This is a genomic window from Cohnella faecalis (genome assembly GCF_003570905.1).
GTDB classification, from domain to species: domain Bacteria; phylum Bacillota; class Bacilli; order Paenibacillales; family Paenibacillaceae; genus Cohnella; species Cohnella faecalis.
Genome location: NZ_QXJM01000037.1, coordinates 207606 through 226376 on the forward strand (window position 1 = coordinate 207606; position 18771 = coordinate 226376).

Below are 18771 nucleotides of genomic sequence, written 5' to 3' on the forward strand. Positions count from 1 at the left end.
TCGGCTTTTTGGTTGAACGAGCAAAAATTTATATGCGGCATATTTCCTTCGGACATTGAGGACAAGATGGGCAATGGCAAATGCCGCGAAGCTTCTCAAGGCTAAGAATGACAATGTAGCCTTTCCGAAGCTCGATCGCACCGTCATCCTTCAAGGCGCTAAGCATCCGGTTGACGCTTTCCCTGGTCGTTCCGATGAAATCCGCCAGTTCGGCATTGGTCAGCTTGAGGCTGATCCGAATTCCTTCCGGGCAGGCGATCCCGTAAGAGTTCGACAGACGAATAAGCGTGGAGGCCAGAGCGCCCGGCTTGCCGAACAACAGCAGATCACGAAATTTCGATTCCGTAATCCGGTGCAGGAGAGCCATCCACTTCATGAACCGCATGGCGAAGTCGCCGTTGCGGTACAAAATAATATCGAGATCCTTCCGCTGAATGACGCCAAGCTCCGTATGCTCCATCACTTCCGCGCAGTAGCTATGCTGCTGGGTCATGCCGTCCTCCGGCTCGCAGAGCAGATCGCCGGCTTGGAGGATGGAGATAATGAACTCTTTGCCGTCCTCGGTCGTTTTTTTCAGTTTGATTTTGCCGGAACGAATGTAGTAGAGCTTATCGGAGACGTCTCCCTCGCGGAATACGCAATTTCCTGCGGATGCGCGTTTCGGATACATGATTTCCTCAAGCATCCCGAATTGCTCTTCCGAGAAGAATGCGGCGATTCCAAGCGGATTTTCTGTTTTTGCGGCGAGCTCGTACCGATGGGCTTCCATGGCGTTCATAGCCAATGCATCCAACTCCTTCCGGACCTTCTCATCTTTATCATACTCGTCTTTGCGAATTAACGTTATCAGGGAAAAACCTGATCTTCATGGGGGAAAACCCTTGGATCGAGCGTAATATGCTAAAATGTGTCTAAAGGCGTACTCGAAAAGGGGAAGACGGATGGTTCGCATTATGGTAGTGGACGACCATGCGGTCGTTCGATCAGGTCTCGTCTTGCTGCTGGACGGCAAGCATGGCATGCAAGTCGTCGGAGAAGCGGCGGATGGAGACGAAGCGATACGGAAGGGCGAGGAGCTTCGCCCTGACGTCGTACTTATGGATTTGAGCATGCCGAACGGCAAAGACGGGCTCACCGCAACCTCCGAGCTGAAAAAGCGGTTGCCGGACACGTCCGTTCTCATTCTGACGATGCATGACGACGATGAATATTTGTTCCGCGCGATCAAAGCGGGAGCTTCCGGATACTTGCTCAAGAGCGCGCCGCACGAAGAGCTGCTGGCGGCTATTCGAAACATCGCGGACGGCAACGCTTATTTATACCCGACGGCGACGAAGAAGCTGATGGGAGATTATTTGGAGAAGCTGAAGCACGGCGACCATTCGGGAGCTTACGATTCGTTGACGGCGCGCGAGAAGGAAATTATGGCGAAGGTCGCCCAAGGCTATTCCAACAAGGAAATAGCCGAGCTGCTTCAAATAAGCGTGAAAACCGTAGAGACGCATAAGAGCAACCTGATGGAGAAGCTGGGAATCCGGACGAAGCCGGACTTGGTCAAATTCGCCTTGAAAAAGGGGCTTCTGACATATGAGTGACACGGCGAGCCTAAACCCCTTCGGGCCGGAGAGCAGCGCAGCGCACGTCGCTTCGCTGCTGGCGGAATTCGACGCCCAGGTCGAAGACGAAGCGATTCGCGTCAGGCTGAAAAATTCGCTCAAGCAGCTTGTCGACGTTAAGCTTGCTCTCGACGAGGCGTCGATTGTGGCCGTTACGGACCGCAAGGGGAAAATTCAGTACGTCAACGACAAATTTTGCGCGATATCGGGATACGGTAGGGATGAACTGCTGGGCGAGGATCACCGGATCATTAATTCGGGACATCACGATAAATCGTTCATGCGCGAGCTGTGGAGCACGATATCTTCCGGGCGCGTATGGAGGGGCGACATCAAAAATCGGGCCAAGGACGGCCGATACTATTGGGTGAATACGACAATCGTTCCGTTTGTCGGCGATGGGGGAGAGCCCTATCAATATTTGGCGATTCGTCATGAAGTGACCCGCTTGAAGGAGACGGAGGAAGAGCTGCAGACGATGGTGTCCCAAATCATGCACATTCAAGAGGAGCAGCGCAAACAGTTTTCCCGCGATTTGCACGACGGCATCGGTCAAAGCTTGTTTTCTCTGAAAATATCGCTGGACCGAATGATCTCCGACAACGATTCCCCGGATTTGAACGCTCTTAGGCAGGATGTGACTCAATTGATGACGGAAGTGCGCGGACTCGCTTGGGAGATGCGTCCTTCCGTGCTTGACGATCTGGGCGTCGTGCCCGCTTTGCGCACTTATACCGAACATATTAGCCGCTACTACGGCATTCACGTCCGCTTCGACAGCGAGCTGAGCGCAAGACCGCCGCTGTCGGCAGAGACGACGATTTACCGCGTTGTGCAGGAGGCGCTTACGAATATCGGCAAATACGCCCGCGCTTCGGAAGCCGTTGTTGCGCTGCGCGAGCGGGACGATCTGATCGAGGCTGTCGTCTCGGACGACGGCATCGGATTTAACAAGGAATCGAAGGGGAGCGGAGTCGGTCTTTTCGGGATGGAGGAACGGGCGAGAGCCGTCTCGGGCGAGCTATCGATTGTTTCCTCGCCGGGGCAAGGCACTACCGTCAAACTGGTAATCCCCGTTGTAAAACGATAAAAGTTAATGTGATTAATTAATGTAATTAAATAATAGCGACTAAAGCAGTTGCTTCAATAAACGTCGACGGGAGTGTAAGCTCCTGTCGGCTTTTTTTGCTTGGGAAAATGCTAGTGTTTTTGATTTTGTACCATTATCCCTTCGCGTCAGAAACGGGCTGTTTTCGTCTTGAGAGCCGTTTTCTGAACGAAAGGGATAATGGGACGTCCCGGTCAAAAGGATAGTATCGAACAACGACCGTATTCACAAATTAGACGAAAGGATAGTGACAAACTTCACATTCACGGAGCGGCTTCTCCTTCATACTGGGGTTGTAAGGCAAACCTAATCTCAACACCCGGAGGGAGTTGGCCGTAATGGTCATGAAATGGTACAGGGAAAATGTATGGGCGGCGGTTCTGGTCACGGTGGCAAGGATATATCTGGGCTGGCAGTGGCTCGATGCCGGTTGGCATAAGCTGACGGCGGACAATGCGTTCAACGCCGGAGGATTTTTGAAGGGAGCGGTGACGAAGCCGGTTGCCGATCATGAGACGGGCGCGATGATTTTTCCGAACTACACATACTTTCTGGACCACTTCGCGCTGCCTAACGTCAAGCTGATTAACTTTCTCATTCCTGTCGGCGAATTTTTAATCGGGCTCGGACTGATCGTCGGAGGACTCACGCTTACGGCAGGCTTGTTCGGAATGCTGCTGAACTTCCTCTTCCTGTTCGCCGGAACGGTAAGCACGAATCCATGGCTGCTGCTCATCGGATTCATCGTATTTACGGCAGGTGCCAACGCAGGACGCTTCGGGCTTGACCGCTACCTGACTCCGCTTCTGCGCAAAGGATGGAAAAAGCTGTTTGCCGGCAAGGCTGCCGGCGGCGGAGGCCACGTAACAGGATAAAGGGGGGGACATCATTCCCTTTGAATGAGAAAGAGAGGTGCTGACGACAATGCCGCATTCGAATCCGCCGATGCTGGAATTGTACCGGGAATACGATCAGTGGAAAGCCGAGCATGAGGAGCTCCAAGTCGAAGTGCGATTGCTGTGCGCTTACGTGCAGCGCAAGAGATCAAGCTTCGATTACGAGCGATGGGAGCGGCAGCACGAGGAGCTGGACGAACGGTTCCGAGCGTTCATGAGCAACTGGCATCGGCTTCTGAACAAGGAACGCAGAGCAATCTATCCCATCGCAAAACCGTTAACCGGCGGTCGGGCTGGCCCGATCGCCGTTCTTGAGCAGGATGGCCAAATCGCCGATCTGTATTACGCGGAATACGTGAAGCTATCGGCGGAGGGGGCTCTTACCGACGAGACGCTGACTTGCTTGCATCAGTGCCTACTAATCGTTTCGGAGCATTTTCGAATCGAGAACGAGGTGCTTTTGCCGGTTACGGAAATGCTCATGGATCATATCGAATTAGGCAGCCTATAATGGAGCTTTCGTTCAAGGGAAAGGAAGGAGGAATGTGCGATGAATGGACTCGCCGGCACAGTGACGGGCGCCATTCTGGCGGGGGGGCCTAACACCGGGATGGATGGCCGGTCGAAGGCGCTGCTTCCGTTCGGCAACGAGCCCCTCGTTCAGAGGCAAATTCAAGCGATGCAGGAAATATGCCGGGAAGTCGTCGTTGTGACGAACGACCCGAAGCCTTTTTTTCGAATACTCGATCATTCGGTTCGCATCATTACCGACTCCTATTCGGGCAGCGGTCCGATGAGCGGCGTCCACGCGGCGCTGCGCCTGGCGAGAAACCCGTTCGTCTGGATTGTCGGCAGCGATATGCCGTTTATATCGGCAGAGGCGGCCGCCCGCTTGGTCATGGCAGGCCGATTCGGCAATCATTTCGATGCCGTTTTGCCCGTTCTGGGAGGAAAGCCGGTTCCGCTTCACGGCGTATACGACACGCGCTGCGCCGATAAGGTGCAATCCACGCTGGAAGAAGGACGAGGCGAGCTTACCGATTTGATGGGAGCGATTCGCTGGTACGGATTGCCGGCCGACTCGTGGGAACGAGCATCGGAACGGGAAGGGTTAGCGGGAAGCTTCGCTTATTCTTTCGACGATCAGATAGAGTACGAGAGGGCGCTGGAGCTCGCTTTTGGCTCCCTAAAGGAATAGTCCGGACAACAACGCGGCGTGTCTCCATAACGGAGACCGCTGCTTTTTTTTAGTCCGAACGATGCGTTATTCCAAGCGTTGTCATATGACGAGGGTCACCACATTGTACTGACTAATGTGACGACGGCGGTCACTTGTTGAATAGTCTGCACCCGGTAAAATGATACACATGGTATCGATAAATGGGGAGGCTATTCGAAATGAGTGGGAAGCGTAAAGGAAATGCAGGCTTTCGGGCATGGGTTTATTTTTTATCTGTCTGTCTGCTTGCCAGCACCGTGCTCGGGGGACGGCGCAAGCGTACGCCGCCAAGCAATCGCCGCACGGTCGTGCAATCGGCAAGACGGAAGGAACCGGGCTGGCGGCGGACGGTGCCCGTTGGAATCATCTTGTCCGCGTATACGACGAGCGGATTCCAGTCGTGGCCGACAATGTTCGGATCACGCCGGACGGAAGATACGTTGCATTTATTAATTTCGAGTACGTCGGAAGCGCGGGCGGAGGCGAGCTTCATTCGAAGCTTGTCTTGTATGACCGGGAGACCGGAACTATCGAAGAGCTGCTCAAGAGCGTCGATGCCAAGGAGCCTGTCCGTTTTGCGATGTCGTCTGACGCAAGATGGTTCGCGTATTCGGGCAAGACGAGGCTGATGGGAGTCGAGGAAACCCAAGTATACGTATACGATAGGAAGCGGCAAGAGGTCGAGCTTATTAGCAAGCAGCCGGACGGTTTGCCGGCATCGGGCATGAGCGACAATCCGTCTATTAGCGCCGACGGGCGATTCGTCGCTTACGATTCCTCCGCTGCGGATATCGTGGCGGGCGATTCGGATAATTTCGATGTCTTCGTCTACGACCGGGAGAGCGGTTTGACGGAGCAAATAAGCAAAGCCGTAACGTCAGAGGATCCGGACGAAATCAGCTCCGGCAACAGCGAGAGGCCTTCGATCAGCGCAGACGGGAAGTTCGTAGCCTTCGAATCAAGCTCATCTTTCTTGACCGAGGGGGACGATAACGGCAATACGGATGTGTTCTTGTTCGACCGCTCGGAACGGAAGGCGCAGCTCCTTAGCGTAACCGCAGCGGGAAGCCAATCCGCGGAAGAAAGCGGGCACGCCTCGATAAGCGCCAATGGGGAAATCGTTGCGTTCCAGTCTTACGCGGCTTTGGCGGATGACGATACGAACGGGATGCTGGACATTTACGTTTACCGTCAATCGAACGGATCGGTCGAGCGTGTATCCGTCGCGCCGGATGGCACCGAGAACGATTATGACAGCTTCGAGCCTAAAGTCGGGGCGGACGGAGCGTATGTCGCCTACGAGTCGTCGCCGGATACCGAAGACTTCGACGAGTCGATGATCGCAGACTTGAATTCTCGCAGCACGTCGGAGGTTACGATCTCGGGTACGGAGGAACAGCTGACTTTGCCGCTCACCGATTTAGCTCTTAGCGGGGGAGCCGGAGTCGGAGCCTTCAATGCCGGCTACACCGTTGTCGATCCGGGCACCGGAGAAGAGTTTCCGATGATCGGACTGTTCATCGCCTCCAAAATCGACGGGGAGGCGCCGACTTGGCCGGCAGGGAGCAAGCTGGAGAGCTCGGAAGTGAAGACGGACCGGGCGACGCTGACTTGGACGCCGGCGTCCGACGCGATTGGGATTAAAGAGTATCGCATATACGCGAACGACGAATTGATCGCTGCCGTGGATGGCTCGAAAACTTCTTATACGGCGACGGAGCTCGCACCTGCAACGGAATATTTGTTCCGTGTGGAGGCCGTTAACGAGGACGATATTGCGAGCAGCGGCGGACCGACGATCGTTCTAACAACGGAAGCTGACGATCGGACCTTCGAGCTGGCTGCCGTATTCGACCGGGTTGCGACGGGGAATTTGCCGTATACGAACAGCGTTCTTACGATATCGAGCAAGGCGAAGACCGGCCGAACGATAACGGCAACGATCGCGTATGCCTCATGGCTGGACGATGCCGGAGAGAGGCTTCCCGCCGCCCGAACGGTATCCGAAACGTTGAAGCTGAATGAAACGGCCGCCGGATCCGGCGATTATGCCGCTGCTTTTTCCGTCAAGGAAGGCATCTCGGAGCTGACATCGGTATCGGCGATTATGACCGGAGCTGCGGGCGGGCCGATTGAGAAGCAGGCGGAAGGGCTTCCGCGAGCCGTCAGCGGCAACTTGAAGCTCGCATTCGATAATCCGGGGGAAGTAAGCATCGACAAAGCTCGCCTCACGGTGGTCAGTCCGAGCCGTAAAAACTATAAGGTCGTTACGCTCAGCGGAAGCGGTCCGGTAATCGTGGAAGGCTTGGCTGCCGCTTCGGACTACGAGGTTCAATTAATCGCCGCCAACGGGAAATTGTTGGCCTCGAATTCGGGCGTGCTTATAGAAAGCGGCATGAGCGAGTCGTTGTCCATGACCGTCCTACAAGAAGCGCAATTCCGATTCAAGGTGACCGATCAGGATGGCAAGCCTGTTCCCGGCATCACAATCGATGTCTGGGACGAAGCTGGGAGTGAACTGCTGGCGGACTACCTCAGCGACGCAAATGGGCTTACGTCGTGGACGGCAGTGAGCGACAACCTGAAGAAGCTCACGGCTAAGGTCCATTTGGAAGAATCGAATTACGAGCCGTTGCCTGACAAGGCGATCTCGTTGAAGCCGGGAGACAATGAAATTCCAATTGCCCTGGAGCATTCGGCGGAAGGCAAGCTGCAGGGCAAGGTGTTGAATCCGGAAGGCAAGCCCGTATTCAACGCTCTCGTAACCGCAACCCAAACGTACAAAGGCAAGCCGGTCGTAAAGCAATCGTACACCGATCTTAACGGGACTTATTCGCTGACGCTGTTCGCCGGAGAAGCGGCGATTCAAGCCGCCCAATCTTCCTATCATTACAATTCGGCCGAAGGCTTGCGAGCAGTCGTCGTCAAGGACGAAACGACGACGCTCGACATTCCGGTGAAGATGTTCGACAAAGGGATGGTCGTTCTTCAAGTGCATGTCAAAATGATCGGCGGAGAATGGCAAGGGCCGATCGATATGGAGCAGCTGGCGTTCAGGGCGCAATTGAATTCCAAGTTCGGCTCTCGCACGAGTTATTATCAGAATTCGATTTCGTTCCAAGGACAGCCGGGGGAACACATCGAAGTGTGCGTGTCCGGCGTTCTGCACAAGTCCGTCACCGAATGCAAATCGATCTTGCTGGACGAGAACGCGAACGGCGTCGCAGATATTTGGATCGAAGAGAAGGGCGGACTCATAGAAGGCCAAGTCGCAGCGCAAACGGGAGCGTGGACTTACGCGAATCTGTACGAAGTGGACGGCGACAATCTGCGGCATGTCGGCTCGGAAAGTTTCCGAACTTCCCAATTCGCGATTCATGCGCCGAAAGCAGGCACTTACCGCCTCGAATTGAATCGGAGAAACTCAACGACGAACAAGCAGGAAACAGCGTTCAAGCAGCTCGTCGTCAAGGAGCAGGAGACGCTGAACGTAGGAACGATTGCGCTCCAGCCTTCGAGCTACTTTAGTCACGTTACGGCGAACGGCTTTATTGCGCAGCCGATTGAAGCGTCTCCCGGCGGCACCGTTAATTTGCGGGCGTTTTACCGGAACAGCGGAGAGGGCGCGGTTGCGGACGCGATTCTGAGCATCGAATTGCCGGGAGGGATCCGGCCCGTTACCGATTCAAGCAGCCGGATTCCCGTGAAGGTTAACGGAACCGTCGGCACGGCAACGTTGAAAGACCGTATGCTTGAAATTGCGTTAGGCAATCTGGAGCAAAAAGCTTCGGGGACCGTTACTTTGCAGACGAAGCTGGACGACAACTTCAGCCTCGGCAAAGCGCAGCTGACGGCGCGGATCGAAGGCACTGCCGGGGAGCTTCGATCAGCGAGTCATTGGGATATGTCCAGCTTGACGTTCCGAGGATGACCCTTGAAGCGCCGGACCGCGTGGCGTCTAACGTCGTGAAGGTCGTCGGTCTGGCTCCTGCCGGAAGCGGCGTTCGAATCTATGACGACAACGTGCTGATCGGCACGGCGGAAGCGTCAGCCGCTGGAACGTGGCAAGGCACGGTTACGCTGGACAGTGCGGCAGGCTCCGATGATCACCTGCTGTGGGCCCAATCGGTATCCGGTGCAAAGACGCTGCAGTCCGAGCACAAGCTCGTTCACTACGAGCAAAGTCAGCCGATTTTGACAGAGGTCGCCATGGCTCAATACCCGAACGGCAAGTGGCTGCGCCTGAACGTGGAGAATGGAATCGCCCAACTGCCTTACACGGTCGTACCCGGCAACCCGTTCGCGTTCAACCTGAAATTCAGCGATCCTGATAAGGTTAAGAACGTCACCGTCTATTTGGGCGGTCAAATCGGCGGCCCGGTAACGGCCGAACGCGGAGCCGACGGCTTGTTCCGAGCGACGGTGCCTACGACGAGAGGCGCTTTGGGCGGTCTCTACGTCGATTACGACACGGTAAAGCCGAAGGTTGTCGTTAGCCGTGAAATTCCTACGGACGAGGAGACGCGGCAATCGCTTCCAGCCAAGCTTAGAGATTTCGAGCTCGTCGAGAAGACGCCCTTCACCTTGAAGGACAATGTTTATTCGGGCAGCGCAGTATTCGATTTCCCGCAAGTTCCGAACATGCGATTGGTTGCAAAGCAGACGATCGACTTGACGCCGAACTCTTACAGGCCGACGGTCGAGGAGATCGTTAAAGCCGAAGCGACAGGCGTTCTTATGTATAACGTCAGCTTCGAGGCGAAGGAGACGGCGGACGGCTTCGTTGTCAAAATGAAAGGCTACGTCCCGAAAACGGTTCTTATTCCCGCGAGCGTCTCCGGCAGCGGGTTCGACAAGGAGGATGTCGCAGGCAAATCGAAGGGCGAGGTCAAGTCGCTCGCCTCGTTCGACGAAGTCGATCCTTTGGAAATTCTCGACGATATGGGGATTGATCCGTCCCCTTACAAGCAAGGCATGATTCAAGTGTCGACAGACTATGCGATGATTGCGAAAGAAGCTTCCGGTCCGCTTTTCGATATCAAGGAGCAATACAAGGGTTACCGCGAGTACGCGGGCAAAATCAATAAGATCATGTCCAACGTCGAAGCTGCGACGGTGTGTCCGGAAAATATGGAGATGACCGGTGAGCAGGCTGGCAAAGCGTTACTCGTGACGGTAGGCGGCGAAATCGCGAAGACGGCGATCGGGGCTTGGACGGGCGCGATGATGCTGGAGGGACCCGTGGGTTTTATTGGCGGATATGCGGGCAAGTATGTGTCCAACAAAATCGACAGCTACGTCGATGAGCAAATCGACAAAATTACGACGGCCGGACCTACGCCGACGGAAAATTGCATGGACGACAGCTACGACGATCTCGATGAAGAGAACATTTATAAAAAGAGGTTGAAGCGAATAGCCCGCATGAAGTGGATTTACGATCCGAGCGGCTATGTGTATGAAGCGGTCGAAGGAAATCGGCTGGAAGGCGTCAAAGCGACCGTTCTTTACAAAGATTCCGCATCGGGCAAGTGGGCCGTCTGGTCCGACGCGCGGGATTACGATCAAATCAATCCTCAATTCACGGACAAAGAAGGCCGCTACGGATGGGACGTACCTGAAGGAACATGGAAGGTCGTATGGGAAAAAGCGGGGTATGAGCCGGCCGGCAGCGCCGAATTGACCGTGCCGCCTCCTCACTTCGATGTGAATGCCGGTCTAGTATCGAAAGCTTCTCCGACAGTCGCCGACGTTAAAGCTTATGCGGGCGAAGGCGGCAGCTATATCGACATCGAGTTCAGCAAATATTTGCGTACGACGACCGCGATTCCCGCAACCGAAATAACGGTGACGGGACCGGACGGAGCCGTCGTTGAAGGAACTTCGGCATACGTGGAAAAGCAAAAGAACCCCGGCCGCGATCAAGAGTGGTCGCGCAAAATCCGGTTCACTCCCGGCGCGACGGTCTTGCAAGCCGGAGATGCCTATGAGATCAAGGTCGTTCCGGAGACGATCGTCAGCTACGCGGGAAGCGTTATGCTGGACACCGTCGCCAAGTCGGCGATAGCCGTTGAGCAGGATACGCGAGGCCCGCTGCCGGAGAAGGCGGAGGCGGCGAGCGGCAACACGGTCATTAAGGTTTATTACGACGAACCGATCGACGGTGACGTTCTTCTGAGTCCCGAGTCGTTCGAATTAACGGGACTAAACGGTGAGGGTATCGGAATAAATAGCGCTATTCTGTCCGCCGTCGTCGAGCGGCCGGAAGGGAACGAGCAGCCGACGGCGGTTATCTTGACCCTGTCCCGGCCGTTGTCCGACGGAGCTGGGTTGAAGCTCAATTCCAAGGAAGGCGCCGTATCTGACGCATTAAGCAATCCGTCTCAAGCGAAGTCCGTCGAATTGGCCGGTCCGAACGCCTCTCTCAGCGGCTTAACGATTGCGGGAGGAACGATGACGGAGCCGTTCGCAAGCGACAAATTCTCTTATACGGTGAAAGTTGCCGCATCGGCGACCCGTCTGCAACTGAAAGCGACCTTGGCAGAGGCGGGAGGAAAGCTCTCCATTAGCGGAGTGCCGCTTGCGAGCGGTGTCGAGCGATCCGTCGAAATTCCGACGGACGGCAAGATCGTCATTCTCGCGCAAGCTGCCAATCATCCGGACATCGCTAAATCGTACAGTCTCATCGTCCAACGGAACGGATCCGATCCGGATCCTGGCCCGGGGCCCGGACCGGGTACCGGATCCGGTACAGGCACGGAATCGCCGACAGGCGATAAAGGGGACATTGGCCATAACGCCAAAGTGATTTCCAAGACGGAGTCCGACGGACGAACGGGCGTCGTTATCGATATTAAGGCGGAAACGGTTAGAGACGCGCTAAAATCGGCGGTTAGCGGCGATGAAATGTTCGTGAAGGTGCCGGAGAACGCGGATTCCTATGACGTTCGAGTTCCGATCGACGCTTTCCGAGAGCTGGCGCAATCGCAATTGAAGGTAAATCTGCAAGCCGGAAATCAAACCGTTCTCGTTCAGCCCTCGGCATGGACAACGAACGTGACGGATCGCATGTCCGCCGTACACTTCATTATTCGGCGTGCATCCGTGCAAGAAGAGCGCAGTTGGCTTGACGGACTGAAAGCTAGGTTCGGAAGCTTGATTCCGCAATCCGGTCTGTACAAGTTCGCGGTGGAAGCGGAGGCGGAGGGTGGTGTCGTCGTTCTTCCGTTGGCCGTTCCGAACGCCGTGTTCGTAAAATGGGAGCTGGCCAAAGAACCTCCGGCGCGTCAAGGAACGACAGGTCTATACCGTTATAACGCGAGCGAGAAGCAATGGACGCATGTCATCGGCGCAGCGGACTCTCAAAGCCGAAATATTGAATTCGCGCTCCGCGATTCGAACTATTTGTCCGTTATGACTTATGTCAGCGAGTTCGCGGATATCGCAAACCATTGGGCGAAAGCGCAAATCGATTGGATGGCTGCCCGGATGCTCGTCAGCGGCTATTCGGAGGAGACGTTCAAGCCGGATCGGAAGGTGACGCGCGCCGAGTTTGCGGCGATGCTCGCTCGCGTGCTCGGTCTGAAGCCCCCGGTCGAAGGAGGACCGTCTTTCGCCGATGTGAAGCCTGGGGACTGGTACTACGATGCGGTCAGAGCGGCGGCCGCCGCTCGACTGATCGCGGGAGACGGCAACGGACGCTTCGAGCCGACCGAGCTCGTCACGCGGGAGCAAATGACGGCGATGACTTGGAGAGCCTACAAGCAGATTACAGGCGAATCCGGCGCCGCGCCGGGCGAGGAGGAGCAGCGTCGCCTGCTTGAGCCTTACCAAGATAGGAACGCGATTCACGATTGGGCGCGTTCGGATGTCGCTGCGGCGATTCAATCGGGTCTTGCGCAAGGGGTAAGCGGGTCCAGGTTCAATCCGGGCGGAGTCGCAACGCGCGGCCAAGCGGTTACGATACTGAAACGGATCGCGGAAAAACTCGAAAACAAGATGTAGAAACGCAAACGAAGAGGAGTCGGCATTTTAGAGCCGGCTCCTCATTTTTTATGTCCAAAATTCGAAAAACCGAATATAATAAAGGTACATTGTAAGCGCAACCAAATTGGATCTCCTATCGAGAATCGAATTCGAATGAGGTGATAACCGTGGGAACCCGCTTATTGTCAGAATCTTTAATTAAAAGCCGTTATCCGCATCTCAGATATGTCAGAATCCATACCGGCGGGAGCCATAAGGCTACCATCTACGCCTGGAACGAGCAATTGCAATTGCCCGAGGAAGAAATCTACGAGTTGAAAAAGTTCGCCTCCGACCATTTACTCCCCTATGTCTGCTTTCAAGTGAAAGCCTATCCGATGATTCGGCAGGAGCAGGTTCCTCCGGTATATGAGCTGCCGGAGCCGATTACGCAAGCGGCCATGAGCCGTGGCTTGACGCTGTACGGAATAGTTAACATCATTAATGATATGTTCGTAAACGGGGAAATGACGATTCACAAATACGATTCGTTCCGAGGCGTCATCCATCTGAAGGTTCAGACGGCAACGGCGCTGACCGATATCGAAAAGGAGCTTATTCGTCAATACCTCTACGAGATGGTGCCGCTAGGGTCGTGCTTTGAAGTGGCTTATTGTTAAAAACCGGCTGCGTTCGTTATGGCGCTCATGGATGCATTATTGTGCCCGCGAGCGCGACAAAGCCCCGGCCAATCGTTCGGCCGGGGCTTTGTCGGAATCGATCTCTCGATCAGCCATGGGATACCAAATGCTTCAAGTACGGAGCGAGATCAACCTGCAAGCGATCGGCGAGTGCTTGACCTAACGCCGCGTCGGCGCGATAGAAGTTGCAAATCGCCCGCAGCTTCGTCGACTCCGTTACCGACGCCAGATCGGCGGATAAATTCGCGATAACGGCCGCTTTTTCTTCTTCGGAGTAACGGTTCCATACTTGGCCCGCTTGCCCGAAATCGTTCGTTTTTTCGATTTTTTGACGTCCTGCAGCTCCGTTCAGAGGAGTCGGCGCATCGTTGTAGGCCGGATCCTCCTTCGGGGTATCCTGGTAACGGTTCGGCTCGTAGTTGATATGTGACTTTTGCTGTCCGACTGGCATAGCGCCGTCCCGCTGATTATTGTCGACCTTGGCGAACGGGCAATTAATCGGCAATTGCAAATAGTTCGTGCCGATCCGGTAACGCTGTGTATCCGAGTAAGAGAACAGCCGGCCTTGCAGCAGCTTATCCTCGGAAGGCTCGATTCCGGGACGACAACGCCGGGATTGAAGCCAACCGACTCGGTTTCGGCGAATACGTTGTCCGGGTTCCGGTTGAGCGTCATCGTGCCGACGAGCTGATAAGGAATGACGTCTTCGAACCAATCCTTCGTCGGATCGAGAGGATCGAAGTCGAGATTGTCCGCGTCGGCCGGGTCCAAAATTTGCGCGTGCAGCTCCCATTCCGGATAGTCCCCGCGCTCGATCGCTTCGTACAGATCGCGGCTCGCATGGTTGAAATCGTTCGCTTGAATAGCCGCCGCTTCCTGCGCGCTCAAGTTGGCGACGCCCTGCTTAGGCACCCAGCGCAGCTTGACGTAGACCGAATTGCCGAACGCATTGATCCACTTGAAGGCATGAACGCTGGAGCCTCTCATCTGACGATAATTGGCCGGAATGCCTTCATCTGAGAATAAATGAACGAGCATATTCGTAGACTCCGGCGTAAGGGACATGAAATCCCAATAACGGTCGGGATTTTGAATGTTATTGCGCGGGTCGGGCTTTAAGGAATGGACCATGTCCGGAAATTTCATGGCGTCGCGAATGAAGAAGACCGGAAGATTGTTGCCGACTACGTCGTAATTGCCTTCCGAGGTGTAGAATTTGATCGCGAATCCACGAGGATCCCTTAGCGTCTCGGGGAATGCTGACCATGTATAACGGTGGAGAAACGGACGAACACGGGAGTTTCGATACCCGCTTCTTGCAGGAAAGCGGCTTTCGTATAACGCTTCATGCTGTTCGTCAGCGTAAATACGCCGTGAGCTCCGGCGCCGCGGGCGTGAACGACGCGTTCCGGGACGCGCTCGCGATCGAAGTGGGCCAGCTTCTCCAGAAGCTGGTAGTCCTCCAGAAGAGTCGGTCCCCGAACTCCCGCCGTTTTGGAATTTTGATTATCGCCGATAGGTGCTCCTTGATTGGTCGTTAGTCTCGTCATGCGTACACTCATTCTCCTTCCGTATGGGTAGAATTAGACGCATAGTAATCGTCTTGGCGAATGCAACAATAAAGGTCGCTCATTTAACTGTAAGGGCAATTTATATTATAGTCAATATTTAATGATAATAATTATAAATAAATATTGATTATAAATGCTTTCCATCTATAATAAATAATAAAGGAGGCGGATGGACGATGAGCGTAGAATCGGTGCTGCGTCAGTTCAAAGAGAAAGGGCTGCGCATGACTCCTCAGCGGGCTCACGTAACGAAGCTTCTTTATGAAATGGGGCATCCGACGGCCGACCAGCTTTATTGCCGGTTGATAGAGCGGTATCCGTACGTCAGTCACGCAACCGTATACAACACTTTGAAGCTGCTGAAGGAGCATGGACTCGTCACCGAGCTTACGCATAGCGACCGGGTCAGTCATTACGAGCTCGCCCAAGCGGAGCATTGGCATTTCACGTGCAAGTCGTGCAAGGAAATATTCGATATGGAAGCCGGGGAGCCGGGTTTGCCGCGGGTTTTTTCGAGCTTGCAGGAAGGGTTTGTCGTCGACGGCTACCGCATCGAAATATACGGAACCTGTCCAAACTGCTCTAAGGTGCTATAATGGAGATGATCTTTTTCGCATTCGAGCATTCGATTGGAGATTAATTCCGTTCATGAAAACGTTCAAAAAGTTCTATATCGAAATTACGAGCATTTGCAACCTGGCGTGCAGCTTCTGTCCTCCGACTCAGAGGGCCAAAGGCTTTATCGGGCTCGACGAGTTCTCGCATCGGCTGGATCAAATTAAGCCGCATACGAATCATATTTATTTGCACGTCAAAGGAGAACCGCTGCTTCATCCGAAGCTTGACGCGATTCTCGATATAAGCCACGCCAAAGGATTCAAGGTGAATATTACGACGAACGGCACGCTGATCGAGAAAAACAGGCATAAGCTTCTGGATAAGCCCGCGCTGCGGCAAATGAACTTTTCTCTCCACAGCTTCGACGGACACGAAGGCTCAACCGACAAAGACGGGTATGTCGCCAGCGTCCTGTCGTTCGCCAAGGAGCTAGTGAAGCAGCCGGATGTGTTCGTCTCCTTCCGTCTATGGAACTTGACCAAAGACAACGGACCAACCTGGAGCGCAAGCGAAACAAGGAAATCGTCGAAATGCTGGAACGGGAGTTCGCGCTGGATTTCCGAATCGAGGAGAAGTTCGTGCGCGGCGGCGGCATTAAGCTGGCGGATCGCGTCTACCTGAATCAGGATCACGAATTCGAATGGCCGGATTTGAAGGAAGACGAGGACGACGGCATCGGCTTCTGTCACGGGCTGCGCAATCAAGCGGGCGTACTGCTCGATGGCACGGTCATTCCTTGCTGTCTGGACGGGGAAGGGGTCATTAACCTCGGCAACATAGGCGAGACGGCTTTCTCCGATATTATCGAGGGCGAGCGGGCGAACCGCTTGTACGACGGCTTCTCCAGACGAGAAGTCGTCGAAGAGCTTTGCCGCAAGTGCGGCTACCGCAGAAGGTTCGACTTGGAAGCGAAAGTCCGCGCATAGCGCGGGCTTTTCTTGTGCTTCGGCAAGCGGGCAGAGCGCGGCACTCTATGCGAAACGGTCCATTATCCAAGGGAGCAAGCCTAGCGTCAGGAAAGCCGTTGCAAGCATCGAGACGGTCGCAATCGCTCCGGCCAAGCCGCCACCCAGCTCGAACGCTTTGTAGGAGCCGGCTGTGTGAGCGCTCGTCCCCATCATTACGCCTTTGGCGCATTCGCTGCGGATGCGCAGCGCCCGAATGACGAACGGGCCAGTCGTCATTCCGAGCAACCCGGTGATGAGCACGATAACGGCGGTAATCGCGGACGCGCCTCCGATTCGGGACGATATCGCCAGAGCGACCGGGGTCGTCGTCGAGCGCAGCATAATTCCCGCGAGCAGAGAATCGTTCAGATGAAGGAGACGGATATTTCAAGCGCGGACAGAAAGCCCATCAAGGAACCGCCGAGCGTACCGAGCGCGATTTCCTTCGCATGCTTTTTCAAAACGCCAAAATGCTGGTGCAAAGGAACCGCGAGCGCGACGGTCGCCGGGCTAATCAAGCGGGTCAGCCACTTGCCGCCTTCGTTATAGTCGTCGAACGAAATATGCCCCGCTGCAAGAATGACGATGAGAAGGATCGGCGTCACCAGAAGCGGAGACAGAACGATTGCCGGTTTCGCGCGATACAGTCTTTTTGCCCCGCCGTAAAGCAGTGCGGTTAGCAATAGGAAGGTTATGGCATTCATCGCATTCATCATCCCGCAGCCTGCTCCTTCCGTTTGCCGATCCGGTCGACCAGCATTCCGGCTGTCAGCATGACTACGAATGTGCTGACGACGATGACGAGCAGGAGGCTGAGGCCGTTCGATAGAAGGAGATGCTTGAATTGAACGATTCCCGCCGTTGCCGGGATGAAGAACAAGAGCATCTCCGCGATGAGCCAGCGGGCCCCCGCTTCAATCCAGCGGAGCTTGATCGCGCCTGTCCGGAGCAGCGCGAACAGAAGCGCCATTCCGATAATGCTGCCGGGAATCGGAAGCTTGCACGCTTCCGCCGCCTGATCCAGCACCAACGCAAACGCATAGAGGATGGAGATTTGAAGCGCGGCGACGAGCTTGTTTTTGACGGCTTTCATAAGATGTCCTTCTTTCCGTTGTCGTTCCGTTGTTTCGTTGTCATTGAAAGTATACGCCGGTTATTTTCATAGGTAAAATACATATGTGGAATGTTAGATATTCATAACTTTGATGACCGGGAGCTGTTCCAGTGGATATTCGCCATCTGCAGTATTTCATCGAAGTAGCCATGACGGGAAGCTTCACGCAGGCGGCCGAGTCGCTCCGGGTAAGCCAGCCCACGATCAGCAAAGCGATCAAGGACATGGAAGAGGAGCTCGGAGTCCATCTATTCGATCGTACGGGCAAAAAAGCGGAGCTGACGAACGACGGCCAAACGGTGCTGGCCCAGTCCAGAGACATCGTCCAGTCGTTCGAAAATTTGACAACCGGATTGAATCCCGATGCTCGCGCTCAGAAGGGGAAGCTTCGCATCGGGCTGCCGCCTATGGCGGGAGCGGGGTATTTTCCGGAAATAATCGGACGATTTCATGAGCGATATCCCGGCATTTCGCTCGAATTGATGGAATCCGGCGCGAGAAAAATCGAGGACGATATCGAGAGCGGGGCGCTGGACATCGGAGTCGTGCTTCTTCCGACCAAGCAGCAACACATTTATCATACGATCCCGATCGCCGACGAACGTCTAGCGGTTATCGTGCATGTCGGGCACCCGTTGGCGTCCCGGGAAAGCGTGACGCTGAAGGAGCTTGCGGGGCAAGCTTTCATTCTGTTCCAAGAAGATTTCGCGCTTCACGGGAGAATTTCGGCAGCCTGCTTGGGCGCCGGCTTCCAGCCGCGAATCGTGTGCGAGTCGTCGCAATGGGATTTTATCGGCAATTTGGTGGCCGCCAAGCTCGGCATATCGCTGCTTCCGAAAATAATCTGCCGGCGAATGTCGCCCGATCGGATAACCGTATTGCCGCTCGCCGACCCCGTTATTCCATGGAGCTTAGCGTTCGTTTGGCGCAAAGACCGCTATTTGTCGTTCGCCGCCCGGGAGTGGATTCGTTTCGTTCGGACGTTCTACCCGAACGTTTGACAAACTCGCCGAACG

General features: G+C 54.9%; 12 protein-coding genes and 3 pseudogenes. 11 read left to right on the forward strand and 4 right to left on the reverse strand.

The genetic code is table 11. From position 1 onward, the window contains the following. Positions 1–28 precede the first annotated feature (28 nt). On the reverse strand, positions 29–778 hold the full coding sequence (locus D3H35_RS12275) for a Crp/Fnr family transcriptional regulator (RefSeq protein ID WP_233567907.1): 750 nt from the start codon (positions 776–778) through the stop codon (positions 29–31). A gap of 163 nt (positions 779–941) precedes the next feature. Between D3H35_RS12275 and D3H35_RS12280 the strand changes: the two genes are divergently transcribed. The 8 genes from D3H35_RS12280 (at position 942) to D3H35_RS12315 (ending at position 13484) form a co-directional block, all read left to right on the forward strand. Further along, complete coding sequence (locus D3H35_RS12280; RefSeq protein ID WP_119149640.1) at positions 942–1595, forward strand: response regulator transcription factor; 654 nt, start codon at positions 942–944, stop codon at positions 1593–1595. After that, entirely contained in the window at positions 1588–2706 is a 1119-nt protein-coding gene (locus tag D3H35_RS12285; RefSeq protein WP_119149641.1) for a PAS domain-containing sensor histidine kinase, read from the forward strand. The genes D3H35_RS12280 and D3H35_RS12285 overlap by 8 nt, the downstream gene beginning before the upstream one ends. Positions 2707–3062: 356 nt before the next feature. Next, positions 3063–3599 carry a DoxX family membrane protein gene (locus D3H35_RS12290; RefSeq protein WP_119149642.1) on the forward strand — a complete coding sequence of 179 codons (537 nt, stop codon included), beginning with the start codon at positions 3063–3065 and terminating at the stop codon, positions 3597–3599. A gap of 49 nt (positions 3600–3648) precedes the next feature. Then, entirely contained in the window at positions 3649–4131 is a 483-nt protein-coding gene (locus D3H35_RS12295; RefSeq protein ID WP_119149643.1) for a hemerythrin domain-containing protein, read from the forward strand. Between the two features lie 39 nt (positions 4132–4170). Then, a complete protein-coding gene (gene mobA, locus D3H35_RS12300; RefSeq protein ID WP_119149644.1) occupies positions 4171–4818 on the forward strand; it encodes a molybdenum cofactor guanylyltransferase in 648 nt (215 codons plus the stop codon). A gap of 238 nt (positions 4819–5056) precedes the next feature. Next, entirely contained in the window at positions 5057–8770 is a 3714-nt protein-coding gene (locus D3H35_RS12305) for a fibronectin type III domain-containing protein (RefSeq protein WP_119149645.1), read from the forward strand. Then, positions 8767–12843, forward strand: coding sequence for an S-layer homology domain-containing protein (locus D3H35_RS12310; protein ID WP_147355823.1), 4077 nt, complete (start codon positions 8767–8769; stop codon positions 12841–12843). Before D3H35_RS12305 ends, D3H35_RS12310 begins: the two co-directional genes overlap by 4 nt. Positions 12844–13007: 164 nt before the next feature. Further along, positions 13008–13484, forward strand: coding sequence for a hypothetical protein (locus tag D3H35_RS12315; RefSeq protein ID WP_233567899.1), 477 nt, complete (start codon positions 13008–13010; stop codon positions 13482–13484). Positions 13485–13593: 109 nt separating this feature from the next. Here D3H35_RS12315 and D3H35_RS12320 read toward each other — a convergent pair. Further along, positions 13594–15055: pseudogene (locus tag D3H35_RS12320) on the reverse strand (catalase). 197 nt (positions 15056–15252) lie between these two features. On the opposite strand from D3H35_RS12320, the gene D3H35_RS12325 reads away from it, so the two are divergent. Together D3H35_RS12325 and D3H35_RS12330 are read left to right on the forward strand one after the other, a co-directional pair. Further along, positions 15253–15672, forward strand: coding sequence for a Fur family transcriptional regulator (locus D3H35_RS12325; RefSeq protein WP_119149648.1), 420 nt, complete (start codon positions 15253–15255; stop codon positions 15670–15672). A 52-nt stretch (positions 15673–15724) separates the two neighbouring features. Further along, positions 15725–16620: pseudogene (locus tag D3H35_RS12330) on the forward strand (radical SAM/SPASM domain-containing protein). A 45-nt stretch (positions 16621–16665) separates the two neighbouring features. On the opposite strand, the pseudogene D3H35_RS34825 reads toward D3H35_RS12330, so the two are convergent. Next, a pseudogene (locus D3H35_RS34825) lies at positions 16666–17357 on the reverse strand (LrgB family protein). Continuing rightward, positions 17354–17734, reverse strand: coding sequence for a CidA/LrgA family protein (locus D3H35_RS12340; RefSeq protein ID WP_119149649.1), 381 nt, complete (start codon positions 17732–17734; stop codon positions 17354–17356). The pseudogene D3H35_RS34825 and the gene D3H35_RS12340 overlap by 4 nt, the downstream one beginning before the upstream one ends. A gap of 131 nt (positions 17735–17865) precedes the next feature. Between D3H35_RS12340 and D3H35_RS12345 the strand changes: the two genes are divergently transcribed. Continuing rightward, positions 17866–18756 (forward strand): LysR family transcriptional regulator, encoded by an 891-nt coding sequence (locus D3H35_RS12345; RefSeq protein ID WP_199728509.1) that lies wholly within the window; start codon positions 17866–17868, stop codon positions 18754–18756. Positions 18757–18771 lie beyond the last annotated feature (15 nt).

Excerpts from the sequence above, each read along its gene's own strand:
- D3H35_RS12275 (WP_233567907.1), bottom strand. The coding sequence starts at position 778 with ATGAACGCCATGGAAGCCCATCGGTACGAGCTCGCCGCAAAAACAGAA.
- D3H35_RS12280 (WP_119149640.1), top strand. The coding sequence starts at position 942 with ATGGTTCGCATTATGGTAGTGGACGACCATGCGGTCGTTCGATCAGGT.
- D3H35_RS12285 (WP_119149641.1), top strand. The coding sequence starts at position 1,588 with ATGAGTGACACGGCGAGCCTAAACCCCTTCGGGCCGGAGAGCAGCGCA.
- D3H35_RS12290 (WP_119149642.1), top strand. The coding sequence starts at position 3,063 with ATGGTCATGAAATGGTACAGGGAAAATGTATGGGCGGCGGTTCTGGTC.
- D3H35_RS12295 (WP_119149643.1), top strand. The coding sequence starts at position 3,649 with ATGCCGCATTCGAATCCGCCGATGCTGGAATTGTACCGGGAATACGAT.
- mobA (WP_119149644.1), top strand. The coding sequence starts at position 4,171 with ATGAATGGACTCGCCGGCACAGTGACGGGCGCCATTCTGGCGGGGGGG.
- D3H35_RS12305 (WP_119149645.1), top strand. The coding sequence starts at position 5,057 with ATGGGTTTATTTTTTATCTGTCTGTCTGCTTGCCAGCACCGTGCTCGG.
- D3H35_RS12310 (WP_147355823.1), top strand. The coding sequence starts at position 8,767 with ATGACCCTTGAAGCGCCGGACCGCGTGGCGTCTAACGTCGTGAAGGTC.
- D3H35_RS12325 (WP_119149648.1), top strand. The coding sequence starts at position 15,253 with ATGAGCGTAGAATCGGTGCTGCGTCAGTTCAAAGAGAAAGGGCTGCGC.
- D3H35_RS12340 (WP_119149649.1), bottom strand. The coding sequence starts at position 17,734 with ATGAAAGCCGTCAAAAACAAGCTCGTCGCCGCGCTTCAAATCTCCATC.